The 22,677-nt window shown below is 67.8% G+C and carries 17 protein-coding genes; 5 read left to right on the forward strand and 12 right to left on the reverse strand.

Annotation, left to right across the window (positions count from 1 at the left end):
* Nucleotides 1–42: 42 nt before the first annotated feature.
* Genes AC1RNC_RS12145 through AC1RNC_RS12160 form a run of 4 tightly spaced genes read left to right on the forward strand, consistent with a single transcriptional unit; the run spans nt 43 to nt 4,758 of the window.
* The gene (locus AC1RNC_RS12145; protein WP_492886510.1) at nt 43–1,689 is read left to right on the forward strand and encodes an FAD-dependent monooxygenase; all 1,647 of its coding nucleotides are present in this window, start codon (nt 43–45) and stop codon (nt 1,687–1,689) included.
* Nucleotides 1,689–2,564, forward strand: coding sequence for a fumarylacetoacetate hydrolase family protein (locus tag AC1RNC_RS12150; protein ID WP_492886512.1), 876 nt, complete (start codon nt 1,689–1,691; stop codon nt 2,562–2,564). Before AC1RNC_RS12145 ends, AC1RNC_RS12150 begins: the two co-directional genes overlap by 1 nt.
* Entirely contained in the window at nt 2,564–3,508 is a 945-nt protein-coding gene (locus AC1RNC_RS12155; protein ID WP_492886514.1) for a VOC family protein, read from the forward strand. The genes AC1RNC_RS12150 and AC1RNC_RS12155 overlap by 1 nt, the downstream gene beginning before the upstream one ends.
* Nucleotides 3,505–4,758, forward strand: a complete 1,254-nt coding sequence (locus tag AC1RNC_RS12160; protein ID WP_492886516.1) for an MFS transporter — start codon at nt 3,505–3,507, stop codon at nt 4,756–4,758. The genes AC1RNC_RS12155 and AC1RNC_RS12160 overlap by 4 nt, the downstream gene beginning before the upstream one ends.
* A 507-nt stretch (nt 4,759–5,265) precedes the next feature.
* On the opposite strand, the gene AC1RNC_RS12165 is transcribed toward AC1RNC_RS12160, so the two are convergent.
* The 9 genes from AC1RNC_RS12165 to AC1RNC_RS12205 are packed head-to-tail and all read right to left on the reverse strand — an operon-like array spanning nt 5,266 to nt 17,619.
* A complete protein-coding gene (locus AC1RNC_RS12165; protein ID WP_492886519.1) occupies nt 5,266–6,342 on the reverse strand; it encodes a PLP-dependent cysteine synthase family protein in 1,077 nt (358 codons plus the stop codon).
* On the reverse strand, nt 6,332–8,365 hold the full coding sequence (locus AC1RNC_RS12170; RefSeq protein WP_492886521.1) for a M3 family metallopeptidase: 2,034 nt from the start codon (nt 8,363–8,365) through the stop codon (nt 6,332–6,334). The genes AC1RNC_RS12165 and AC1RNC_RS12170 overlap by 11 nt, the downstream gene beginning before the upstream one ends.
* Before the next feature lie 28 nt (nt 8,366–8,393).
* Nucleotides 8,394–9,380 (reverse strand): thioredoxin-disulfide reductase, encoded by a 987-nt coding sequence (trxB, locus tag AC1RNC_RS12175; RefSeq protein WP_492886523.1) that lies wholly within the window; start codon nt 9,378–9,380, stop codon nt 8,394–8,396.
* Between the two features lie 18 nt (nt 9,381–9,398).
* On the reverse strand, nt 9,399–10,292 hold the full coding sequence (locus AC1RNC_RS12180) for a hypothetical protein (protein WP_492886525.1): 894 nt from the start codon (nt 10,290–10,292) through the stop codon (nt 9,399–9,401).
* On the reverse strand, nt 10,292–10,615 hold the full coding sequence (gene trxA / locus AC1RNC_RS12185) for a thioredoxin (RefSeq protein ID WP_309998654.1): 324 nt from the start codon (nt 10,613–10,615) through the stop codon (nt 10,292–10,294). The genes AC1RNC_RS12180 and trxA overlap by 1 nt, the downstream gene beginning before the upstream one ends.
* A 29-nt stretch (nt 10,616–10,644) precedes the next feature.
* Nucleotides 10,645–12,105: a metallopeptidase TldD-related protein gene (locus AC1RNC_RS12190; RefSeq protein ID WP_492886528.1), complete on the reverse strand. Its 1,461-nt coding sequence runs from the start codon at nt 12,103–12,105 to the stop codon at nt 10,645–10,647.
* Nucleotides 12,102–13,451: a TldD/PmbA family protein gene (locus tag AC1RNC_RS12195; RefSeq protein WP_492886530.1), complete on the reverse strand. Its 1,350-nt coding sequence runs from the start codon at nt 13,449–13,451 to the stop codon at nt 12,102–12,104. The genes AC1RNC_RS12190 and AC1RNC_RS12195 overlap by 4 nt, the downstream gene beginning before the upstream one ends.
* Nucleotides 13,448–15,250 carry an ABC transporter ATP-binding protein/permease gene (locus AC1RNC_RS12200; RefSeq protein ID WP_492886532.1) on the reverse strand — a complete coding sequence of 601 codons (1,803 nt, stop codon included), beginning with the start codon at nt 15,248–15,250 and terminating at the stop codon, nt 13,448–13,450. Before AC1RNC_RS12200 ends, AC1RNC_RS12195 begins: the two co-directional genes overlap by 4 nt.
* 17 nt (nt 15,251–15,267) lie before the next feature.
* Complete coding sequence (locus AC1RNC_RS12205) at nt 15,268–17,619, reverse strand: TonB-dependent siderophore receptor (protein WP_492886534.1); 2,352 nt, start codon at nt 17,617–17,619, stop codon at nt 15,268–15,270.
* Nucleotides 17,620–18,049: 430 nt separating this feature from the next.
* Between AC1RNC_RS12205 and AC1RNC_RS12210 the strand changes: the two genes are divergently transcribed.
* Nucleotides 18,050–19,021, forward strand: a complete 972-nt coding sequence (locus AC1RNC_RS12210) for a LysR family transcriptional regulator (RefSeq protein WP_492886536.1) — start codon at nt 18,050–18,052, stop codon at nt 19,019–19,021.
* A gap of 410 nt (nt 19,022–19,431) precedes the next feature.
* Here AC1RNC_RS12210 and AC1RNC_RS12215 read toward each other — a convergent pair whose 3' ends face one another.
* From AC1RNC_RS12215 to AC1RNC_RS12225, 3 genes are read right to left on the reverse strand one after another with little or no spacing between them, the layout of a single operon-like run.
* On the reverse strand, nt 19,432–20,652 hold the full coding sequence (locus tag AC1RNC_RS12215) for an ABC transporter permease (protein ID WP_492886538.1): 1,221 nt from the start codon (nt 20,650–20,652) through the stop codon (nt 19,432–19,434).
* Nucleotides 20,649–21,365, reverse strand: coding sequence for an ABC transporter ATP-binding protein (locus AC1RNC_RS12220; protein WP_492886540.1), 717 nt, complete (start codon nt 21,363–21,365; stop codon nt 20,649–20,651). Before AC1RNC_RS12220 ends, AC1RNC_RS12215 begins: the two co-directional genes overlap by 4 nt.
* On the reverse strand, nt 21,362–22,672 hold the full coding sequence (locus AC1RNC_RS12225) for an efflux RND transporter periplasmic adaptor subunit (RefSeq protein ID WP_492886542.1): 1,311 nt from the start codon (nt 22,670–22,672) through the stop codon (nt 21,362–21,364). Before AC1RNC_RS12225 ends, AC1RNC_RS12220 begins: the two co-directional genes overlap by 4 nt.
* Between the last annotated feature and the right edge of the window lie 5 nt (nt 22,673–22,677).

Consider the following 22,677-nt stretch of genomic DNA (forward strand, 5'->3'; position numbering starts at 1 on the left):
GCAAGGATCTGCGACGAGCTCGAACTGGTTCGGGGAGAGGAAATGATCGAATTGGAAGCGGCCGTGCTCGTCATCGGAGCCGGGCCGACAGGATTGGGCCTGGCCGCCGAGCTTGGCGCGCGCGGGATCTCGTGCCTGGTGGTCGAACGCAACGATCGGGTCGGCTATGCGCCGCGGGCCAAGACCACCCACACGCGCGTCCGCGAGCACCTAAGGCGATGGGGCGTCGCCGCCGACCTCGCCGCCGCCGCGCCCTTCGGGGTCGACTACCCTTCCGACATCGTCTTCGTCACACGCCTGGCCAAACATCAGCTGGCGCGCTTCGAGAACGCCTTCAGCTGCGCGCCGGCTAGGAACGACTTCTACTCCGAGCACGCTCAGTGGGTGCCGCAATACAAGCTCGAGGAAGTTCTCCGGGCGCACGTGGCCACCCTGCCCACCGTCGACCTCCGCTTCAACGTCTTGGTGAAGGGCCTGGAGCAGGACGCCGATGGGGTGACGACGCATGCGGCGGACACCGCCAGCGGCGAGGAGATCCTCGTGCGCAGCCAGTACGTGGTCGGGGCCGACGGTCCGCGCAGCCTGGTGCGCGAGACGATCGGCGCGACAATGGAGGGTCGTCAGGGACTCTCGCGCAACTTCAACATCATCTTCCGCGCGCCGGGGCTGGCGCAGGCGCATCCGCAAGGCGATGCGATCATGTACTGGCAGGTCGACGCCGAGACGCCCAGCACCCTGGGACCGATGGACAAGGGCGATCTGTGGTTCTTCATGCCCGCCAACGTCCCCGAGGACCTTCAGCTCACCGATGCCTCGGCCGGCGCCCTAATCCGCAAGGCCACGGGCGTCGACCTGCCCTTCGAGATCCTCAGCTGCGACGAGTGGTACGCTAACCAGCTGGTGGCCACCCACTACCGGCGGGGCCGCATGTTCATCGCCGGCGACGCCTGCCACCTGCACCCGCCGCTCGGGGGCTATGGCATGACGCTGGGGGTGGGCGACTCCGTGGACCTCGGCTGGAAGCTCGCCGCGGTGCTGCAGGGGTGGGCCGCGCCGGCCCTGCTCGACAGCTACGAACTGGAGCGCCGCCCCGTGCACCGCAGTGTCATCGACGAAGCCGTGGGCAATCACGCGGCCAACGCCGCCATCGTGCGCCATGGGCTCGAGGAAGACAGCCCCACCGGCGAGGCGCTCCGCCGCGAGGTCGGCGACCTGATCCGAGCGACCCGAGCCCGGGAGTTCCGCAGTCTCGGGGTGGTCCTTGGCTACAGCTACGCCGGTTCGCCGTTCGTGGCGCGCGAGGCCGCGGCGCCGCCGGCTTCGTCGGCCACCGACTATCAGCCCAGCGCCTATCCCGGGCGGCTCGCCCCGCATGCCTGGCTCGAGGACGGCAGCTCCCTCTACGATCATTTCGGTCCTGGCTTCACCCTGCTGGCCCTCTCCGAAGGCCATGCCGCCGATGTGGCCGCCGCCGAGCGCCAGGCCGCCGAGGCCAGGACGCCGCTGGCCGTCGTGCGCCTGCCCGACCCGCGCCTGGCCAGCCTCTACGGGGCTCCCCTGGCCCTGGTGCGGCCGGATCAACACGTCGCCTGGCGCGGCGCGGCCTGGCCTGGGCCGAAAATCCTCGAACGCGTGAGCGGCCGCCTCGCCGGCGCCGACATCGCCTCGACCGAAACGGAGCAAGTTTGATGCGTTGGATCTCCTACCGTACGCCTGGTGGCGAAGAGGCCGTCGGGCTGGCCACGTCGGGCGGCTATCGCGGCGCGAGCGTCGCTGAACTCGGCGCGGACCTGCTGGGTCTGGTCAGGGGCGGGGCGCCGGCCATGGCCGCGGCCGCCGAGCGCCTGGCTTCCGCCCCCCTGGTCGCCGCGGAGGGCCTCGACCTCCTGCCGCCCCTGCCGCGGCCGCCCAAGATCATCTGCATCGGGCTCAACTACATGGCCCATTCCCAGGAGGCCGGCTTCAGCCCGCCAGCCTATCCGGCCGTATTCGCCCGCTACGCCACGAGCCTCGTGGCCCATGGCGCGCCGATCCTGCGCCCACGCGTCTCCGACCAGCTCGACTACGAGGGCGAACTGGCCGTCGTGATCGGGCGCGGCGGCCGCTACATCCCCGAAGACCAGGCGCTGGACCATGTGGCCGGCTATGCGGTGTTCAACGACGGCTCGGTGCGGGACTACCAATTGCGGACCCAGCAATGGACCATCGGCAAGACCTTCGACGCCACCGGGGCGTTCGGGCCGCAACTGGTCACCGCCGACGAACTGCCGCGCGGCTGCAAGGGCTTGCGGCTGGAGACCCGCCTCAACGGCGAGGTCGTGCAAAGCGCCTCGACCGATAACCTGATCTTCGACGTGGCGCGCCTGATCACGATCCTCTCGGAGGCCGTCACCCTCGAACCCGGTGACGTCATCGTCTCGGGAACCCCCTCGGGCGTTGGGGCCGCGCGCAAGCCGCCGCTCTGGATGAAGCCGGGCGATATCTGCGAGGTCAGCATTGAGGGCGTGGGCGTCCTGTCCAACCCGGTCGCCGACGAGCCGGTCCCCGCGGCGGGAGAAGCCTGATGGCGGAGGTCAAGCGCACGCCCTCACGCCGGCCCGCCGTCCTGGGGGTCCATTCTCTCGACCACTTCGCCCTCACCGTACCCGACCTGGACGCGGCGCGCCGTTTCTACGAGGCCTTCGGCCTGGAGGTTCGCCGGGACGACGAGGCCCTGGCCATCCACGCCTGCGGCGACGACCACTGCTGGATGCGGATCAGGCTCGGTCCGCACAAGGTCGTGGAGAGCCTGAGCTTCGGGATCTTCGAGGACGACCTCGGCCCCTTCAGCGCGCGCCTAGCAGGCCTGGGGATCGCGACCAGCGTCCAGGGCGAGCCCTCCGCGCCATCGCTCTGGCTGAAGGATCCCCACGGCCTGGCCATCGAGCTGCGCGTGGCCGAGAAATCCTCTCCAGACGCCAAGGCGGTTCCGGCGCCGACCCCGACCACCCTTCGAGGAGCGCCGATGCGTGACGCTGCGCCCCTCGTACGTCCGCGGCGCATGTCGCACGCGGCCTTCTTCACCCCGGATCTCGAGGCCACCCTGGCCTTCTACATAGACGTCCTGGGCCTGCGCCTGTCGGACCGCTCGGGGCCGGGCGCGTTCCTGCACGGCGCGCATGGCAGCGAGCACCACATGGTCGCCTTCGCCCAGTCCAGCCAGGCCGGCTTTCATCATAGCGCCTGGGAGGTCGGCTCGGTCGACGAGGTGGGCCTTGGCGCGGCCCAGATGGCGCGCGCCGGCTACACCGAGGGCTGGGGCCTTGGCCGCCATGTGCTGGGATCGAACTATTTCCACTATGTTCGCGATCCCTGGGGCAGTTTCGCCGAATACAGTTTCAACATGGACTACGTGCCGGCCGACTTCGACTGGCCTAGCACCGAAGCCTCGCCCGAAAACGGCCTCTATCTCTGGGGCCCACCCCCGCCCGACGATTTCGGCGTCAATAGCGAAGGAGCCAAGCCTTGACCCCCGTCTCCAGCCCCCTGCCGGCCGCCGCGGCGCCGGCCATGCGGCGCGGCGCGGGGGAGCTTGGCCTGCTGCTGGCGCTCGCCACCTGCGCCGCGCTGGTCTTCCTCAATCGCACCGGCATCAGCTTCCTGTTTCCGGCGATCCAGGGCCAGTTGCACCTGACCAACACCCAGCTCGGGCAGCTGATGTCGGCGACCTCTCTGGCCTGGGCCGTGTCGAGCATCTTCTTCTCGCTAGCCAGCGACGTGCTGGGCGTTCGCCCACGGCTGCTGATCGTCATCTGCACGATCGGATTTTCGATCGTCGGCGGACTGTCGGGCTTGGTCTCAACCTTCGCGGCGCTGTTGCTGCTTCGCGTGGCCATGGGCGTCTTCGAGGGGCCGGTGCTGCCGCTGATCCAGTCGACCGTCTCGGCGGCCTCGCCGGCCGATCGCCGCGGCGCCAACCTCGGCGTGATCATCGGCGGTTCAGCCCTCGTGGGCGCGGTGCTGGCCCCGCCGATCATGACGGGCCTTTCGGCGACGCTGGGCTGGCGCTCGGCCTTCCTGGCCATCGCCCTACCCGGGCCCCTGGTGGCGCTGGCCGTATGGATCGCCACGCGGCCGCGCGCCTTGGGCGGGACCGCCAAGGCCGAGCGGCTGGACCTGCGCGGCGCGGTGCGCATCATCGCCCGCCGAAACATCCTCCTGGCCCTGGTCGGAGCGATCACCCTGATCGGCTCGACGGTGGCCTCGGCAGCCTTCCTGCCCCTCTATCTGTCGTCCCTGCCGGCGTTCACGCCGACCTCGAAGATTCTGTTCTTCGTCACCCTCGGGATCATCCACAGCATCGGCGGCATCATGCTGCCCGCCCTGTCCGACCGGGTAGGTCGGCGGGCGTGTCTGATCGCCGCCTGTCTGTGCTCGGCGGCCACGCCGGCGGCCATGGCCCTGATGTCGCTGTCGACGTGGTGGGTGGCGGCCGTGGTGATCCTCGGCTTCGTGGCCTCCGGCGCCTTCACCCTGATGGTCTATGTCGTTCCCGGCGAGACCGTCCCGCCCCAGATGGCCTCGACGACCTTCGCGATCTTGCTGTTCGTGGGCGAGATCATCGGCGGCGGCGGCGCCCCCACCCTGGCCGGCTGGGTGGCCGACCATCATGGCCTAGCCGCCGCGCAACTGGTGTGCGCGGCCCTGGCGGGCGTCGCCTTCATCGCGGCGTTGTTCGTCGAGGAACCTCCCCGATCGTCGACGACGCCGGCCGGTTGACGACGCCGGCCGGTTGACGCCACCGGCCGAGCCCTCCGCCCTGGAACTCGGCCCCTCCTGCTGGCGCGCGCGGCGCGCGCGCCAGCCCTTTTCCTGATGGGCGGAGCGGCGTTCCGATTTCCTGATGGGGGCCAGGAGCGACACCCAACGCCGGCAAAACGGGTCGTTAGAGCGCGATGGATACCCAGCCCCGAAATGCGCAAGCGCTGGGCCGAACTCCCCAAGGACAAGCCGATCGTTCTTTGCTGCCGGGACGCCTGATGCAGCCTGGCCACCTCAGCGGCGCTCATAGCCGATGGCGACTTCCGCGGCCGCCTCGCGCAAACATCTGCCGTTGGAACGCCTCCAGGAGGGCGACGTTCGCAGCGCTGACCAACTGCTCGACGACACGCGCCGCGCGGCGCGGGCGAGCGCTAAGATTATCGCGTGGTCAGAAACCGCCGCGCCCAGCACCCAGGCCAACAAGGCGATACCCCGCCTGGCTCGCCGAGCGTGCGCCGTGAGCGCTCATGCATCGAACTGGGCCCTGAACAGCATCTCATGGGGCCGCCAGTCAACCCCGCGCTCCCGCAGCCAGTGATCGTCATAATAGGTGCAACTGTATCGATCCCCCCCGTCGCACAGGATCGACACGATCGAGCCCGTCTCGCCCTGGCTCGCCATTTCTTCGACCAGTTGAGCGATGGCCACCAGGTTCGTGCCGGTGGAGCCGCCTACCCGACGCCCCAGACGATGAGACAGAGCCCGCATCGCGCCAATGCTGGCGGCGTCTTCGACCGCGATCATCCGGTCGATCACCGAGGGGATGAAGCTGGGTTCGACACGCGGCCGCCCGATCCCCTCGACGCAACTGGCGCTCGCTTCCGGCAGTGACACGACCGTCGGATCGGCGAAATGGCGATGGAAGACCGAGTGAACCGGATCGGCGACGCAAAGCCGGGTCGCATGGCGCTGATAGGCGATGTAGCGGCCGATCGTGGCGGACGTCCCGCCCGTGCCGGCGCCGCACACGATCCATGCCGGGATCGGAAACGCCTCCGCCGCCATCTGCGCGAAGATGCTTTCGGCGATGTTGTTGTTGCCCCGCCAGTCGGTCGCGCGTTCGGCATAGGTGAACTGGTCGAGATAATGGCCTTTCGTCTCGCGTGCGAGGCGGTGGGCGACGTCATAGACGGTGCGCGGGTCGTCGACCGTATGAATTTCGCCGCCGTGGAAGCGGATCGCATCGAGCTTGGGCGCCGCCGTCGATGCGGGCACAACCGCGATGAAGCGCAAGCCGAGCATCCGTGCGAAATAGGCCTCGCTGACCGCCGTCGATCCCGACGATGCCTCGATGATGCAGGTGTCGGGCCTGATCCAGCCGTTACACAGGGCATAGAGGAACAGCGAGCGCGCCAGACGGTGTTTCAGGCTCCCCGTGGGGTGGCTGCTCTCGTCCTTCAGATAGAGCGTGATTCCTGGATAACGCGCCAAGTCCAGCCGGATAAGGTGCGTGTCGGCGGAGCGGTTGAAGTCCGCCTCTATCCGTCGGATCGCGTCGGCCCGCCAGGCCTGGACGGGAGTCTCACCGCGATTACCGGGCATCGGCGGTCAGTCCATGCCGGACCAGCATCGCAGCCGGGTCGGCGTCGCGTCCGCGGAAGGCGCGGAAGCTCTCCGCCGCCGGACGGCTCGCGCCCCGGGAGAGGATTTCCTCGCAAAATCTGGCCGCGGTGGGGCGGTCGATCAGCCCAGCCTCGGCAAAGCGCTGGAACCCGTCGGCGGCGAGCACCTCGGCCCAGAGATAGCTGTAATAGCCCGAGGCATAGCCGCCCGCGAAGATATGGGTGAAGGCGTGCGGAAAGCGGTGCCAGGCGGGCGGGCGAACGACCGCCACCTCGTCGCGCACCGCCTCGATCACGTCGATGGGGTCGTCGCCGAGCCCGCCCCGATGCAGCAACAGGTCAAACAGCGCGAATTCGACCTGACGTACGACGAACATCCCCGACAGGAAGTGGCGTGCGGCGAGCAGCGTCTCGAACAGCGCATCGGGCAGCGGCGCGCCCGTCACATAATGGCCGGACATGTCGCCCAGCACGGCGCTGTCCCAGGCGAAATCCTCCATCAACTGACTGGGCAGTTCGACCGCATCCCATTCGAACCCGCTGATGCCGGCGATATTGGGCCGGTCGACGCGGGTGAACAGGTGATGCAGGCAATGCCCGGTCTCGTGCAGGAAGGTGACGACTTCCTTGTGGCTGAGCAGCGCGGGACTGCCATCGGTCTTCGGCGCGAAGTTGCAGACGAGATAGGCGACCGGCACGCGCTGGACATTCCCGTCGTTGAGCCGCGGTCGCGCTTGCGCCATCCAGGCGCCGCCACGCTTGCCGGGGCGCGCGTGCAGGTCGAGATAGACGCCCGCGAACACCGCGCCATCTTCGTCCGCCACGTCATAATAGCAGGCGTCGGGATGATAGACGGCGACGTCGGGCCGCGCGATCAGACGGATGCCGAACAGCCGGTCGAGCAGGCGCCGCCACCCGGCGATAACGCGCTCGACCGGGAAATGGGCGCGCACCGCCTGCTCGTCGACGGCGTACAGGGCCTGCCGCATCCGCTCGGCGACATAGGCGACGTCCCAGGGCTGAAGCTCGGCGATGCCCAGACGCCTGGCGGCATGATCCGCCAGCGCCGCCATCTCGCGCTCGGCGGCAGGCTTCGCGCGGGCGGCGAGATCGCGCAGAAAGGCCAGGACCGCGTCCGCATCGGCGGCCATCTTGGTGGCGAGCGACCATGCGACCGGATCGGCGAAGCCGAGCAGCCGCGCGGCCTCGCGCCGCCGGTCTAGAATCTCGGCGATCCGCCCGGAATTGTCGAACTGTCCGGCGTGCGGGCCCTGGTCGGACGCGCGCGTGCCCGATGCGGCATAGACGCGCTCGCGCAGCCCCCGGTCCTCGGCGAAGGTCAGGATCGCGTTGACGCTGGGCATCTGGAGCGTGACGACCCAGCCGGTCAGCCCCTTCGCCCTGGCCGCCTCGGCGAACATCGCCTTGTCGGCGTCCGAAAGTCCCGCGAGGAGCGCTTCGTCCTCGACCTGCTCGAACCAGGCGTCGGTCGCGTCGAGCACGGCGTTGCCGAACGCCGTCGAAAGCTGTGACAACTCCACCGAGATGGCCGCGAAGCGGGCGCGATCCTCGGGCGCGAGCGCGACGCCGGAAAGCGTGAAGTCGCGGATCATATGCTCGACCGCGGCGCGATCGGCGTTGGGCGAGGCGGCGAAATCCGCTGTCGCGGTCAGCGCGACCAGCACCTCGTACAGCGCCCGGTTCTGCATGACCTGAAGATGGTTCTCGACCAGCCGCACCTGTCCGGCGGCATAGGCGGCGCGCAGCTCGGGCGTGTCCGCCACGGCTTGCAGATGGGAGACGGCCGACCAGACGCCCGCGATCGCGGTGTCGGCCCGTTCCAGCGGCAGCCACGCGTCCGCGAAATCGGTCGGCCGGGTCGCGACGATCTTGGCCACGACCGCGCGGTGGTCGGCGAGAACTTGGTCGAGCGCGGGCGCGATCTGGTCGGGGCGGATATCGCCAAACCGCGGCAAGGCCAGCGTGTCGAGCAGCGCGTTCATCATGGAATTTCCCATCTTGGGCGAGAGTTCAGACCAGCAGGCGGACATCGGCGTCTTCGGTGGCGATCGCCTGCGCGTTGCGCCCGGCCAGATAGCGCTCGGCCTCAAGCGCGGCCATGCAGCCCGTGCCCGCGGACGTCACCGCCTGACGGAACAGCCTGTCCTGCACGTCGCCGGCCGCGAACACGCCCGGCACGCTGGTGACGGTCGATCCGGGCGCGACGAGGATATAGCCCTCATCGTCCATTTGCAGTTGCCCCTTGAACAAGGCGGTCGCGGGATCGTGGCCGATCGCGACGAACAGCCCGTGCGCCGCCAGGTGCGACACGGCGCCGTCACGGGTGTCGCGCAGCGCCACGCTGGTCACGCCGCCGCCATCGCCCAGCACCTCGGCGACTTCGGCGTTCCAGACCATCTCGACCTTGGGATTGGCGCGAAGCCGCGCCTGGTTGGTGCTATCGGCGCGCAGCGTGTCGCGGCGGTGGATCAGATAGACCTTCTCGGCGAAATGGGTGAGGTGCAGCGCCTCCTCGACGGCCGTGTTGCCGCCGCCGACGACCGCGCAGACCCGACCGCGATAGAAGAAGCCGTCGCACGTCGCACAGGCTGACACGCCGCGTCCGCGATACTCGGTTTCGCTCTCCAGTCCCAGCCAGCGGGCGGATGCGCCCGTCGCCACGACGATGGTGTCGGCGGTGTAGCGCGCGCCGCCATCGCCGACCGCGAGGAACGGCGCGCGGGTCAGGTCGACCTCAACGATCTGGTCGCTGACGAGGTCGACGCCGGCCTTGCGCACCTGCTCGCCCATCCGCGCCATCAGGTCAGGACCGAGCACGCTCTCCTCGCCCGGCCAGTTCTCGACCTCGGTGGTGATGGTCAGCTGCCCGCCCGGCCGCGGCCCCTCGATCAGTGTCGGCGCCAGCGCGGCCCGCGCGGCGTAGACGGCGGCGGTATAACCCGCCGGGCCCGAGCCGATGATCAGCATCTTGCTGTGCCGCGCGCGCGGCCCGGTCATTCCCGGCATCCTATGCCCTCATCCTTGCTGTGCGGGAACCGGCGCGGCGGCCAGCGGCGCGCGCTCCATCAGCTCGATCGCTTTCCAGCCGAACGACCGATACCGTTCGCTGGACGCCTCCACCCGCTCCAGCCGCAGGCGAAACTGCCGCGCCAGGGCCGGATGGTCGGCGTCCAGGATCGCCAGCACGCGGTCGAGCCCGGAAAATTCGGCCTTGTATCCGTCCTTCTCCGCCTGATCGCGGATATGGAAGACGCGGCTCTCGTCTTGGTCGGTCCAGCCGATCCTCGACAGCGAGAGATGGAGTTCGAGGGTTCCCAGCCCGTTCAGCGTGTCGCGCAGGACGGTCCGCATGGCGCCAGGCCAGGCCGCCGCCTCGATAACCTGCCCCGCCCGACGATCCAGCGTCGCCTCCTCCAGAGCGTCCGTCGCGGCGACGGCGGCCATCCGGGCGGCTTTCCACGTCTTTCGATCGGGTTCGTCGCCGTCGATCGCACGCCGATGCAAGGCCATGATCGCCAGACGGCCCTGTTCCACATCCGGGCGCTGTTCGGTCAGAGCCGCCAGTTCGGCGTTGGCGAGAAGATCCAGCACCAATTGCGAGACGATCGGCGTCAGATCCGCCCCGACGGGCGTTCGCTCCAGCCAGGCCCACGCAAAGCGCTCGGCCTCGGCCTTCGGCCGGAAGCCGTTGACGAACATCGGCAGCGCCTCGGCCAGCGCGATCGGATATCCCAGTCGCTCGGCGAAGCCCGGCGTATCGTCGGCTTCCATGACGGCGCCGATGACATTGGCCTGTCCGTTCTCCCAGGCCGGGAAATAGACGAAGCTGTCCGCCGCGATGTGGCGCCGCAGGCGCTCCATCGCCTGCGCCTTGACCGCCTTATCGCCGTGGAACGCGACCATCGTCATCATTCCGTTCCCACATGGGCGTCGACAAAGGCGTCGAGCCGGCTGCGCGAGATGGTGCCGAAGGTCCGCCCGGTCTCGGCGCCGTCCTTCACGATCATCAGCAGCGGGATGCCGCGGACCGCGAACCGTTCGGCCAGCTTGGGATTGGCCTCGATATCGACCTTCACGATCTCCATCTCGTCGGCATATTCCTTGGCCATCTCGTCGAGCGTTGGGGCCAGCGCCTTGCACGGCGCGCACCAGGGCGCCCAGAAGTCGACCAGCACGGGCTTGTCGTTCTTCATCACGATCTCGTCGAAATCCTGCTCGGTCGCGTTACGCATGATACTTGTCCTTTCGGGGAAATAGGGGGTCAGCCGGCCTGTCCGCCGACCATCATCCGGTCGATGCGCAGCGTGGGCTGGCCGACGCTGACGTGCAGCGATTGGCCCTGCTTGCCGCAGGTCGCCATGCCGCTGTCGAGCGCCAGGTCGTTGCCGATCATCGAGACATGGCGAAGCGCCTCGTGCCCAACGCCGATCAGTGTCGCGCCGCGCACCGGCGCGACCAGTCGGCCCTTCTCGACCAGCCAGGCCTCGATCGTGGTGAAGTTGAAACGGCCGGTGACGATATCGACCTGCCCGCCGTCGAATTCGGTCGCATAGACGCCGCGATCGATCGAGGCGATGATATCGGCCGGATCGGCGGCGCCATTCGCAAGGAACGTGTTGGTCATGCGCGGCATCGGCAGATGCGCATAGGACTGCCGGCGGCCGTTGCCGGTCGAGCGCGCGTTCATCAGACCCGCATTGAGCCGGTCCTGCATCAGCCCGGTCAGCACGCCGTCCTCGACCAGCACGGTGCGGTCGGGCGCGGCGCCTTCGTCGTCGATGCCCAGCGACCCCAGCCGCCCCGCGATGCCGCCATCGTCGATCACCGTCACGCCGGGCGCGGCGATGCGTTCGCCGACCTTGCCGTCGAAGGCGGACAGATGCTTGCGGTGGTGATCGGCCTCCAGACCGTGGCCCACCGCCTCGTGGAACAGCACGCCCGGATAGCCCGGCCCCAACACGACCGGCATTTCGCCGGCCGGCGCGGGAATGGCGTCGAGATTGTTGACCGCCATGCGCGTCGCGGTCGCGATCATCGCATCGATCGAGGCCGCATCGAACCCGTCCAGGCCGGCGCGCCGGCCCAGACCCGCCTGTCCGCGCGCGCGTTGACCCTTGTGCTCGGCGATCACCACCATCGACAGGATGGTCATGGGCCGCACGTCGCCAGCCAGCAAACCGTCGGCATCGGCGACCAGCACCGTCGTGTCGGTCGCGCGGACGTTGGCGTCGACCCGCACGATGCGCGGATCGCGCGCGCGCGCCTGTTCGTCGATCCGTTTCAGGATCGCGATCCAGGCGCCGGCGTCCTCGACCGCGACCGGATCGACCGCGGGATAGAGATCATGTCCCGCGACCCGGCGGTTCAGCGCGACGCCTTGCGGGCGCCGCCCCGACTCCCCTCGGCGCTCCAGCGTCCGCACCGCGCGCACGGTGTCGAGCAGCGCGCCCTCGCGGATATCGGCGGAGTGGGCGAAGCTCACCTGGCCGGCATGGGCCGCGCGCGCGCCGACGCCCTGGCGCATGACAAAGCCGCCCTGGGTGACGCGCCCGCCCTCCAGTCCCCAACTGCGCATGCTGGTCGTCTCGAAATAGAGGTCGGCGAAATCCGCGCCGCCTCCGGCCAGCTCGCCCAGCGCGCGGGCGATCGCCGCTTCGTCGAGTCCGGCCGGGCCGAGCAACGCCGAGCGTGCGCGGTCGATCGCGAGGGCGCCGCCGTTCATGCCCTACCTCCCACCAGCATGTCATCGATCAGGATCGAACCAGTGCGGATCGCGCCCAGCCGCTCGACATCCCGGCCGACCGCGCGGACGCCGTTCAGCATCGCGGGCATGGTCCCGGCCAGCGTCACGTCGGTGACGGCATGGACCACCTGCCCGTCCTCGACCCAGAGGCCCCGCACCGCCTGGGTCCAGTTGCCGCTGGCGGGATCGGTCTTGCCGCCCTGAAACTGGGTGACGATCAGTCCTGCGCCCAGCATCCGCAGCATCTCGCCCCAGTCGCCGCTTTCGGCCGTGCTGGTCAGCCGCAGATTGTAGTAGCCATCGGCATTGCCGGTCGAGGGCATGCCCAGCTTGCGCCCCGTGAAGCTGGACAGGAAGAGCCCCTCGACCACGCCGGACCGGAGGATGGCGCGCGGCGATCCGGCGATCCCCTCGCTGTCGAAGCCGCCGCTGGCCAGACCCAGCGGCTCGAACGGGTCTTCGTGAAGATCAAGGTGGGCGGCGGCCACGCCGCGTCCGATCGGATCGGGCAGGAAACTCATGCGCCGATGTTGCGCCGCGCCGGTCAGCGCGCCCGCCAGCTCGCCAACCAGAGTGGCGGCGACGCGCGGCTCGAACAGCACCGGGCAGCGACGGCTGTCGACCGAGCGCGCGCCCAGGGCCCCGCGGGCGCGGTCGGCGGCGGTCTTCGCGAGCTGTTCAGCGGACGATAGAGCGTCGGCCCGTCGTTCCTGCGATTGGCAGAAGTCGGAAATGCCGCCGCCCTCGTCCTGCGCCAGCATCACTGTCCAGCGGGCGTCGTTTGAGCGCAGCGCGCTGCGGCAGAATCCATCGCTGGTCGCCAGCGCCCAGAGGCCTTCGGTCGCCACCGCCACCGACTCCCCCGCGCGCAGGCGGCTGTCGGCGGCGGCGACGCCGATGGCGATGCGGTTCATCGTGTTCGCCGCGTCCAGCAGCGTCGCCGGACCACGGAGACTGTCAGCGTAGAGCAACGGCGCCGGACCGGAAAAGGCGAGCGCATCGGCGGAGGGCATGTCGGCGTCTGGATCGGGCTGGACATGTCCGGCGATCAGCATCGCCTCCTCGACGACCCGCTCCACCGCCGCCCGATCGAACCCGGCGGTCGAGGCCGATCCGCGGCGCCCTTCGTGAAACACGGTCAGGCCCAGGCCCTGGCCGCCGCTGCGCTCGGCCGTCTCCACCTCGCCGTCGCGCACCGCGATCCTGGCGACGGCGTCGTGATGGACCGAGGCGCGGGCCCGCGCGCCACGCCGGCCCGCCAGCTCCACCGCCAGCTGGGCGGCCTCGCGCAGTTCGGTCTCGGTCTGGGTGAGCAGCCTGGTCACGCCTGAACCTCGATACGGGCGGCGGTGGCGTGGCCGTGATGCAGTTGCAGGCGATCGGTGTGATAGGCGGCCAGCTTCTCATCGTGCACCACGCTGACGATGGTCGCCTCGGGCATGGCGTCGAGCACCGACTGGTAGAAATGCGCGGCGTTGTCCGCGTCGAGCGCGCTCGTCGCCTCGTCCAGCACCAGCAAGGTCGGACGCTGAAGCAGGATGCGGGCGAGCGCCACGCGCTGCTGCTCGCCGGGCGACAATTCGTCCTGCCACATGCGCGACTCGTGCATGGCCTCGATATGGGCCTCGAGCCGGACCCGCTCCAGCAGCCGCGCGATGGCCGCATCATCGTGATCCTCGGTCCGGTCGGGGAAGCAGATGGCGTTCTTGAGCGTGCCGAGCGGCAGATAGAGCCGCTGCGGCACCAGCATCGCCGTACCGCGCCGGGTCATCGCGACCTGGCCCGATCCATCCGGCCACAGTCCGGCGATGGCGCGCAGCAGGGTGGTCTTGCCCGTGCCCGAAGGCCCTTCGATCACCCAGCGCTCGCCATCGCGGATGGTCCAGTCGGCGACCGACAGCAAAGGCTCGCCATTCGGGCGACGCAGCATCAGACCCGCCGCGCTGATCGCGACGCCCTCCGGCGCGCCGCCGGGCGTAAAGCCGATGCCACGCGGCCGCTCATAATCGATCGCATCGTCCAGCGCCTTCAGACGATTGATGTTGGCGATCTGGCGGGCGATGCTTGGATAGGCGGTGACGATATAGGACAGACTGCCCGCGAACTGCGCAAAGGCGTCGCGCGCCGCCTGGACCTGACCGAAGCTGATCGCGCCCGCGAAGTATTTCGGCACGGCCAGAAACAGCGGGACGATGCCCATGACCTGCTGATAGACGCCCTGCCCTACCTGCAAACCCGCATTGGCCAGCATCATGCGGTACCAATTGCGCCGGATGTTGTCGAAGGCGATGCGAAGTCCGCTCTGTTCGATCTCCTGCGCGCCGGAAAAAGCGATCTGTTCGCTGTTGCGCCGAACATGCAGCAGGTCGCTACGGAAATCGGCTTCGAAATGCTGCTCAAGCATCCGGCGCCGGACGAACGGCTTGCCGATCCAGGTGATGAACACCGTGCCAAACAGGACATAGACGATCGCGAACCAGACGAGGTCGCCGCCGGGCAGAGGGATGCGATGGCCGAAAAGGGGAATGCTGATCGGCGAGGATGTCTGCAGCAATATGGCGGCGAAGACGATCGCGCGCACCAGACTGAAGACGAGTGCGATCACGATGGCGAGCGGCGATGTCCCGTACACCAAGCCCATCGCCGTGAATTCCTTCACGTCTTCGGCGATGCGCTGGTCGGGATTGTCGATCATCCGCAACCGCTCGATCTCATAGAAGCGATCGCGGGCGAACCAGCGGCCCAGATACCATTCGGTCAGCCATTGGCGCCACCGCATCGACAGCGTCCAGCCGACGAGATTGTGCGCGAAGGCCGTCCCGATCTGGAGAACGATGATCATCGAGAAGGCGAAGACCAGCGACAGGAACAACCCGCCCTGCCGCTGTTCGATCGCATCGTAGAAATGGCGCTGCCACTGATTGGACAGCAGAAAGGCGTAGGTGGTGCCGATCTCGATCGCGCAATAGCAGGCGACCAGGAACCACGCCCATTTCCAGTCGTCCGACACGAAATAGCGCGTGCTTAAACGCCAAGCATAGGCCCAGCGTTCTCGCGCTGGCTGGGAGGAACGGAGACCCGCCTCGCGGCGGGTCTCCTCGACATTGACAGGTTGTGGCGTCATCGGTCTGCGATACCCGATCAGAACAGGCGCTTGGAAATGCTTAGGCGCACGCTGCGCGGCTCTCCGACCGGCACGTAGGTGAAGATGGAGCTCGACCCGTAGTTTCGGCGATCGAAGATATTGCGGACACCGATATTGATGTCGAAGCCCCTCACACTAAGGAAAGCATTCGCATCGATCTGCCGCGACGACGGTACGACATACTGGCCCAGCAGGTTGGCGAACGAGCTCGACCGCCCGTACAGGCCGGCCGATACGCCGCCGCTGACACCCTCCGAAATCTTCGTGCGATAGGTCGAATAGACGCTGTACGTGTCACGCGGCTGGTTCGCCACGACGGTCTGAAGGGCATTCGTGGTCAGCAGCGCATATTTGGTGTGCGTCAGCGACGCCAGCACCGTCCATCCCGGCGACAACTGCCCGGCGATGTTCAGATCGACGCCCCGCCCGCGCTGCCCCGGTCCGGGGAAGAGGTTGGTCGGATCCGTTGGGTCACGAACGATGATATTGTCCTGCTGGATATCGAAATAGGACGCATTGATCGTCGCGCGCTTTTGGAAGAGGTCGAGCTTGACGCCCACTTCCTTGTTGTTGGTGATGATGTTCGGCAGGATGGAGCCATCCTTGGCGACCGTGAACGTGGCCTGCTCGCCTCGCGCATAGTTGGCGAAGATCGAAAGGTTGTCCGTGGCGTCGAAGATGACGCCGCCGCTCGGTGATACGCCACTCTTGCGTTGCACCAATAATGGCGACGGGCCCGCGAAGAACGTCTGCGATGTGCTTTCGAACCAGTTCTTGCGAACGCCGCCCAGGACCTTGATCTTCCAGAACTCGATCAGAGCCTGGCCATAGACCCCCTCTTGCTTGCCGCTGTTGCGGATCTGCACATCGCCAAACGCTGACCACGGTATGACGACCAAGGGTGTATTGGCGTCGAGCGACGGGTTCGTGGCCCGGTTATAGACCAGCCCGCTCTGCTGCGCGCTGTCGCCGTCGCTGTAATTGTAGCCAAAGTTGAAGCTGGCCTTCACGCCGTCGCCGATCCGCGTCTTGATCCGCAGGAAGCTGTCGATGGCGCTGGATGAGCCGTCCTGCCGCGAACCTTGGGTATCGGCTATCAGAGCGCCCGCGCGGCTGTAGCCGACGTTGGCGGCCCGGAGCTTCAGCAGGGTCTGGTCGTGCGTACCGCGCACGACGAGGTCGATACCCGGCACGATCTGTCGCGTCGCATCGAAGTAGATACGCGTGGTGTTGATGTGAATACCCTGGTTGGGCGCATAGATGGGCCGCGAGGGGTCGCGATCGATGATCTGCCTGGTCTTGTTGTCGAACAGCGTGAAGGCGCCGATGCCGCTGGAGCCTTCGTTGATGCTGGCGCCGATCACGACATCGGTCAGGCGATCCTTGTACCGCACGGTCGGCGCGAACAGCCAGTTCTCGTCACCCGTGTAGCCGCCGTAATTGTGGTCCATCGTCTGCGCGCTGGCGATGACGCGCGCCGACAGCTTTTTGTTGGCGATGATCGCACCGTTGGCGTCGATCACGCCGCGCACCAGCCCGAACGAGCCCGTATCGAAGCCGACGGCCAGCCGCCGCTCGGCGCTCGGCTTCTTCGTCACCACATTGACGTTACCGCCCAGATTGCCGAACCCGGCCAGCAGCGCGTCGGGGCCCTTCAGGACTTCGACCCGCTCGATATTGGCGACCGGCTGATCGGCCCCGGCATTGACGCCATATTGCGACGTCGTCGTCAGGCCGTTGACCAGACCGCCCGCCGAGAAGCCGCGGAGCGTATAGCTGGCGCCGCTATTGGGGGTGTTGACCAGCGCCGACACACCGCCCGCGTTGCGCAGGATGTCGGTGATGTCGAGCGCCTGCTGTTCCTCGATCGTCTTGGCGGTGATGACCTGCGTATTGCGCGGCTGGTTGCGCAGGCCCAGGCCGTTGCGATCGGAGGTGCTCGACTGGCGGACCAGCGAGCTGGTTTCGGCCTCGTCGCGACGTGCGATCACGACAATCTCGTTGAGGATGACCGGGTCGACGACGACGACCAGACCCGCCTTCGCGCCCGAAAGGACGGCCAGACTGCTGCCCTTGATCGCCGCCTCCGCCGCCCGCCGGGCGTTCGTGGCCCCATGCACCGGCCGGGAGGTCAGTCCCCGGACGGCGTCGGGGTCGTAATTGATCGTCTCGCCTGTCCGCGCGGCGATCGCCTGAAGCGCCTCGGCCATCGGCATGGCGGGCAGGTCGATGGCCGTGGCCTGTGCGCTCTGGGCCGAAGCGGACGACGGTGAGACGACGCTCACCAGCGCCAGAACGCCGAGGCTTGCGGCGCTTAACAGACATCTGGTCTTGGCAGTCATATGCATCACGCAGTTCCCCCTTTTGAGGGCCGCACGCCATCCCCGCACGGGCGCGACTGCCCGTCCGCTAAGCCGCAGACCCTATGACAAAACGAACTCGCCTCACGGCGCGAAACAGTCGCTTCCAGATCGGCTACGACCGCGGCCCCCTCCTGCTCGACGGCGCCCCCCAGTCTTGGAGCCCAAGCACTGGCGGGACTTTTCCGTCGAAAGAAACGCTATGTGTCCGTTCCATGACTGGCAAATTCGAAGTGTTCATGCCCCCATAAGCCGCATGGATGGCCTACGGTGATGTCCCGGGTGGATTGCAAGCCCGCGCGAAGATTGGACCGCCAATCGACCAACGGGTCAGCGGACGCCAGAAGCAACTATAGTCTACATATGGAAGATTGCTGGAAGCAGCGGTCCGGCGAAGTCGGTAAGGGGCAGGCACAGGATGAACGCCAAGCAACCCGAGGCAGAAGTGCGGACACCGCCTCCCGACGTCTTACCGCTGCGCAAACTGAATTTGAACCTTCTCTACCCCCTGGATGCGATCCTGCGCGCGCGGTCCCTGACCGAAGCAGGACGAGAGGTCCGGCTCAGTCAGCCGGCCATGAGCCATGCCCTGCGTCGGCTTCGCGAGCATTTCGCCGACGATCTTGTGATCCACCTGGGCGCCGAGCAGCAGCTCACGCCCCTTGGTCTGGCGTTGCGTCCCGAAGTGCAGCGGGTGATGCGCGAAGTGGAGGGCGCCTTCAACTTCTCGCTCGCCTTCGATCCCATGACCACCACCGGCGCCATCCATGTCGCCACGTCCGAGGCGATTGAGCAGATGCTGCTTGGGGCGGTGCTGCGCAATCTGTCCACGACCGCCCCCGGTTTGACCGTGAGCATTTTACCGCTCGATATCGCGCGACCGCGGCGCGCGCTGGATGATGGAGCCGATCTGCTGCTGCTTCCCGGACAGTGCGCGCTCGACGGTCTGGAGACATTGCCGATCCTGAACGACCAAACCTCCTGCATGATCTGGGCCGACCATCCAACGCTGCGGGACTGCCATGACCTGAGCGAAGATCAGTATCGCGCCGCGCGGCACATCGTGGCCCGCGGCGAATTGACGGAAAGCTTTCCGCTCGACGCGGCTGGCGCCGAGATGCTGCGCGCGCGCCGGATCTGCATTCAGACCAGCTCGCAGGCCACGTTGCCCGCTATCGTCATCGGCAGCGATCTGGTGGCGACCGGCAGCATGTGGCTGTTTCAACACTATGCATCGATGATGCCGCTGAAGGTCGTCACCGCGCCCTTTACCAGGCGTCGAACCCCAGTTGTCGCGCAGTGGCCAAAACATCGTCGAGATCCCATGCTGGCATGGTTTGTCGACCAGATCAGGGAACGGCGCCGACAATATCCACGCGGTCTTGAGTGACGGGCGGGGGCGGAAGCGCTCATTGGCGCTGGCGTCGATTGCGGCCTGACCCTAACGGCGCCATCCGAGCCCACCCGGTCCATCGGCCGGTCCGGAGTTGGCGGGGCCGCGCCAGTCGCTGACGTCGCCTCACCTCCAGGAACACGACGTTCGCCCGGTGACGTGGCGCGCAGAATCGAATGGCGAGGAGCACTACGCCCACGCCGAAGCCCTCTGAGCTACGATTTCCATCAACGGCCAACCCAGCTCGCCGGTGGCCATCCTTAGGATGCTGGGGAGGGGCAGCTCGCGGGCCGCCAAGACCTCGTCACCGCCCGCAAGCTCGCCGGCGCGCGTGAGAAGCTGCGAGAGATGCTTGAAATGATCGACGACCTGCAGTCCGAGCAGGCCCAGGCGATCAAGCGCGGCCTCTATTCGTGACGAAGCGCGTCCATCGGATTGAGCCGCGCGGCCCGGCGGGCGGGGAAGTAGCCGAACAACACGCCGATCAGGGCCGAGAAGACGAAGGCGACCGTATTGATGGTCGGGTCGAAGATGTACGGCACATTCAGCATGGGCGCGAGGATCAGGCTGGCGCATAGGGCCAGCGTCAGGCCCAGCAGGCCGCCCAGGCTGGACAGCACCACGGCCTCCACCAGGAACTGCAGAAGCACCTCGCGCCCGAGCGCGCCGATGGCCAGCCGGACGCCGATCTCGCGCGTGCGCTCGGTCACCGACACCAGCATGATGTTCATGATCCCGATCCCGCCCACCAGCAGGCTGACCGCGGCAACGGCGCCCAAGAGGCCGGTCAGCATCTGGGTCGTGCTCCGCAGGGTCTCCGAGATCTGCTGGGTGTCGAAGATGTTGAAGTCATCGGCGTCGGCCGGCTGCAGGTGGCGGCGCTCGCGCAGCAACGACTTGATCGAGGCCTGAACGGTCTTGGAGTCGTAGGCCGGGTCCACCGAGACCATGATCATGCTGACGTGCTGGTTGCCCGTGATCCGGCGTTGCGCGGCCTTCACCGGCATGATCACCACGTCGTCCTGGTCCATGGGGCCCATGCTGGACCCGCGCGCCGCGAGCGCGCCAACCACGTGGCACGAAAGGTCGCGGATGCGGATGGAGGCGCCGACCGGGTTCTCGTCGCGGAACAGGTTGCGCCGGACCGTGGAGCCGATCAGGCACACCGTCTTGCCCGCCTGCTCCTCGGCCGCCGTGAAGGTTCGCCCCTCGGCCATGTTCCAGGACTGGGCCTTCAGGTAATCGTTGCTGGTGCCATAGATGGTGGTCGACCAGTTGGCGGCGTTGCGGACCGCCAGGCCCGACGACTGGACCAGGGGAGCGACCGACACCAGGCCGGCCACCTGTTGCCTGAGCGCCTCGATATCGTCGGCCTCGAAGGGCTGCGGCTGCGAACCGCCGCCGCCGCCGCGCCCAAACCCCTGGCCGGGCCGGATCTGCAGGATGTTGGCGCCCAGGCTTGAGATCTGCTGCTGGACGGCGGCGGTGGTGCCGTTGCCGAGCGTCACCATCGTGACCACGGAGCCCACGCCAATGACGATGCCGAGCACGGTGAGAAACGACCGCATCAGGTGCCGGCGGATCTCCCGAAGCGCCAGGGCGAATGTGGTGACCAGGACAGCGTTCACGGAGCGGCTCCAACCCGGGGCCTGCCGGCTTCGATAGCCTCGATCAGGCCGTCGCGGAACTTCACCGTGGTGTGAGCGAAAGCCGCCATGTCAGGCTCGTGCGTCACCATCAGGATGGTGATCCCCGACTCGTCGTTGAACTGTTCGAGCAGCCGCATGATCTCGAGCGAGCGCTCGGTGTCGAGGTTTCCGGTGGGCTCGTCGGCGAGCAGCACTTCGGGCTGGGTGACGATGGCCCTGGCGATGGCGACGCGCTGTTGCTGGCCGCCGGAGAGTTCGGCGGGCATGTGGTGCGACCAATCCGCCAGTCCGACCTTCCGAAGAGCCTCCATGGCGATCTCCCGCCGGGTCCGTTTCGGTTCGCCGCGATAGAGCAGCGGCAACTCGACATTCTCCAGAGCGCTGGTGCGCGCGAGCAGGTTGTAGCCCTGGAAGATGAAGCCCAGATAGCGCCGCCGCAGCAGGGCCCGCTCGTCCCGATCGAGCTGTTCCACATGGATGCCCTTGAAGACGTATTCGCCGCCGGTGGGCGTATCGAGGCAGCCCAGGATGTTCATCATCGTGGACTTCCCGGAGCCCGACGGTCCCATCACCGCCACGAAGTCGCCGACCTGGACGTCGAGATCGATGCCCTTCAGCGCCTGGAACGCCGCCGCGCCGTCGCCGAAGGTCTTGGTGATCCCGCGCAGCGAGATCAGCGGCTCGGCGGTCATCGCGCCGCCCCGGCGAGCTGGCCGGTGACGACCTTCATCCCGACCTTCAGCGCGTCGCCGGCGACCTCGGTCTGGCTGCCGTTGCTGTCGCCGGCCTGGACCGGAATCGGTCGTAGTTCGCCGTCGTCCCGCAAGACATAGACGGTCTGGCGGCTGCCCCGCCCGATCGCGACGTCGGCGGTCTGTCCCTGCGAGCGCGGCATCCTCTGGATCAGCATGCTGGTCGCCCCGCTCGTACTCCGGGCGGCGGCGGCGGGCGCGAACCTGAGCGCCGCGTTCGGGACCAGCAGCACATTGGACTTCTCCGTCGCCACGATGGCGGCTGTGCCGGTCATGCCGGGACGGAGCGCAAGATCGGGGTTGTCGGCCGTCAACACCGCCGTATAGGCGACCACCTGGCCTGAACCGCTGGAGCTCGTGGTTGTCGTGGAGCCGAGGTCCAGGCGCTTGACCACGGCGTTGAACGTCCGGCCGGGATAGGCGTCGACCTGGAAGGTGGCCTTCTGGCCGTCCTTCACCTGGCCCACGTCGGCCTCGTCAACCTTCACCTCCAGCTGCATCTTCGAAAGATCCTCGGCCAGGGTGAACAGCACGGGCGCGTTCAGCGTCGCGGCTACGGTCGAACCCGGCTCCACGTCTCGTGACAGCACCACGCCGTTCACCGGCGAGCGGATCGTGGCCTTGGAAAGCTGGGTGCGGTTTGACGACAGGTTCGCGCGAGCCTGGCCCACCGCGGCCTGGGCGGCGCGAAGGTTGGCCGCGGCTCGGGCCTGCTCGGCGCGCGCGACGTCCAGTTCGGTGGCGGAGGGCGCCTTGCCGCCGGATAGACGATTGACCTCTTCCATGCGGGTCAGACTTGCCCGCGCCTCGGTCAGGGTGGCCTGGGCCTGGGCGACGCTGGCCTCCGCCGAAGCCAGGGCGGCTTCGCTTTCGCGGACCGTGTCCTCCAGGCGCGAAGTGTCCAGTCGGGCCAGGATCTGGCCCTTGGTTACGCGGTCGTTGTTGTCGACATAGACCGCGCTGACGATGCCGGAGAGCTCGGAGCCGACCTCCACCTTGTTGGTGGGCGCGAGGTTGCCGGTGGCCGAGACGGTCACCCGGAGGTCGCCGCGCTCGACCGGAGAGGTGGCGTACCGGGGCTCGTCGCCCGCGCCGCGCAGCAGAAACCAGATCAGCAGCGCCAGCGCCACGCCGATGGCCAGGAGGGCGATCACCAGCGGCCAGCGTCGACGCGCGCCAGGTTTCACGCCCAGAAACGCGTCGATCTTGGCGCGGGCGTCGGACGTGGAGGCTGAGGTCTGGTCCATCTGGA

The organism is Caulobacter sp. GW822-FHT01G02 (assembly GCF_058802865.1).

What these genes read in the sequence shown, in the direction of transcription:
- AC1RNC_RS12145 (WP_492886510.1), top strand. Translation starts at nt 43, where the DNA reads ATGATCGAATTGGAAGCGGCCGTGCTCGTCATCGGAGCCGGGCCGACA.
- AC1RNC_RS12150 (WP_492886512.1), top strand. Translation starts at nt 1,689, where the DNA reads ATGCGTTGGATCTCCTACCGTACGCCTGGTGGCGAAGAGGCCGTCGGG.
- AC1RNC_RS12155 (WP_492886514.1), top strand. Translation starts at nt 2,564, where the DNA reads ATGGCGGAGGTCAAGCGCACGCCCTCACGCCGGCCCGCCGTCCTGGGG.
- AC1RNC_RS12165 (WP_492886519.1), bottom strand. Translation starts at nt 6,342, where the DNA reads ATGCCCGGTAATCGCGGTGAGACTCCCGTCCAGGCCTGGCGGGCCGAC.
- AC1RNC_RS12170 (WP_492886521.1), bottom strand. Translation starts at nt 8,365, where the DNA reads ATGAACGCGCTGCTCGACACGCTGGCCTTGCCGCGGTTTGGCGATATC.
- trxB (WP_492886523.1), bottom strand. Translation starts at nt 9,380, where the DNA reads ATGACCGGGCCGCGCGCGCGGCACAGCAAGATGCTGATCATCGGCTCG.
- AC1RNC_RS12180 (WP_492886525.1), bottom strand. Translation starts at nt 10,292, where the DNA reads ATGACGATGGTCGCGTTCCACGGCGATAAGGCGGTCAAGGCGCAGGCG.
- trxA (WP_309998654.1), bottom strand. Translation starts at nt 10,615, where the DNA reads ATGCGTAACGCGACCGAGCAGGATTTCGACGAGATCGTGATGAAGAAC.
- AC1RNC_RS12190 (WP_492886528.1), bottom strand. Translation starts at nt 12,105, where the DNA reads ATGAACGGCGGCGCCCTCGCGATCGACCGCGCACGCTCGGCGTTGCTC.
- AC1RNC_RS12200 (WP_492886532.1), bottom strand. Translation starts at nt 15,250, where the DNA reads ATGACGCCACAACCTGTCAATGTCGAGGAGACCCGCCGCGAGGCGGGT.
- AC1RNC_RS12205 (WP_492886534.1), bottom strand. Translation starts at nt 17,619, where the DNA reads ATGCATATGACTGCCAAGACCAGATGTCTGTTAAGCGCCGCAAGCCTC.
- AC1RNC_RS12210 (WP_492886536.1), top strand. Translation starts at nt 18,050, where the DNA reads ATGAACGCCAAGCAACCCGAGGCAGAAGTGCGGACACCGCCTCCCGAC.
- AC1RNC_RS12220 (WP_492886540.1), bottom strand. Translation starts at nt 21,365, where the DNA reads ATGACCGCCGAGCCGCTGATCTCGCTGCGCGGGATCACCAAGACCTTC.
- AC1RNC_RS12225 (WP_492886542.1), bottom strand. Translation starts at nt 22,672, where the DNA reads ATGGACCAGACCTCAGCCTCCACGTCCGACGCCCGCGCCAAGATCGAC.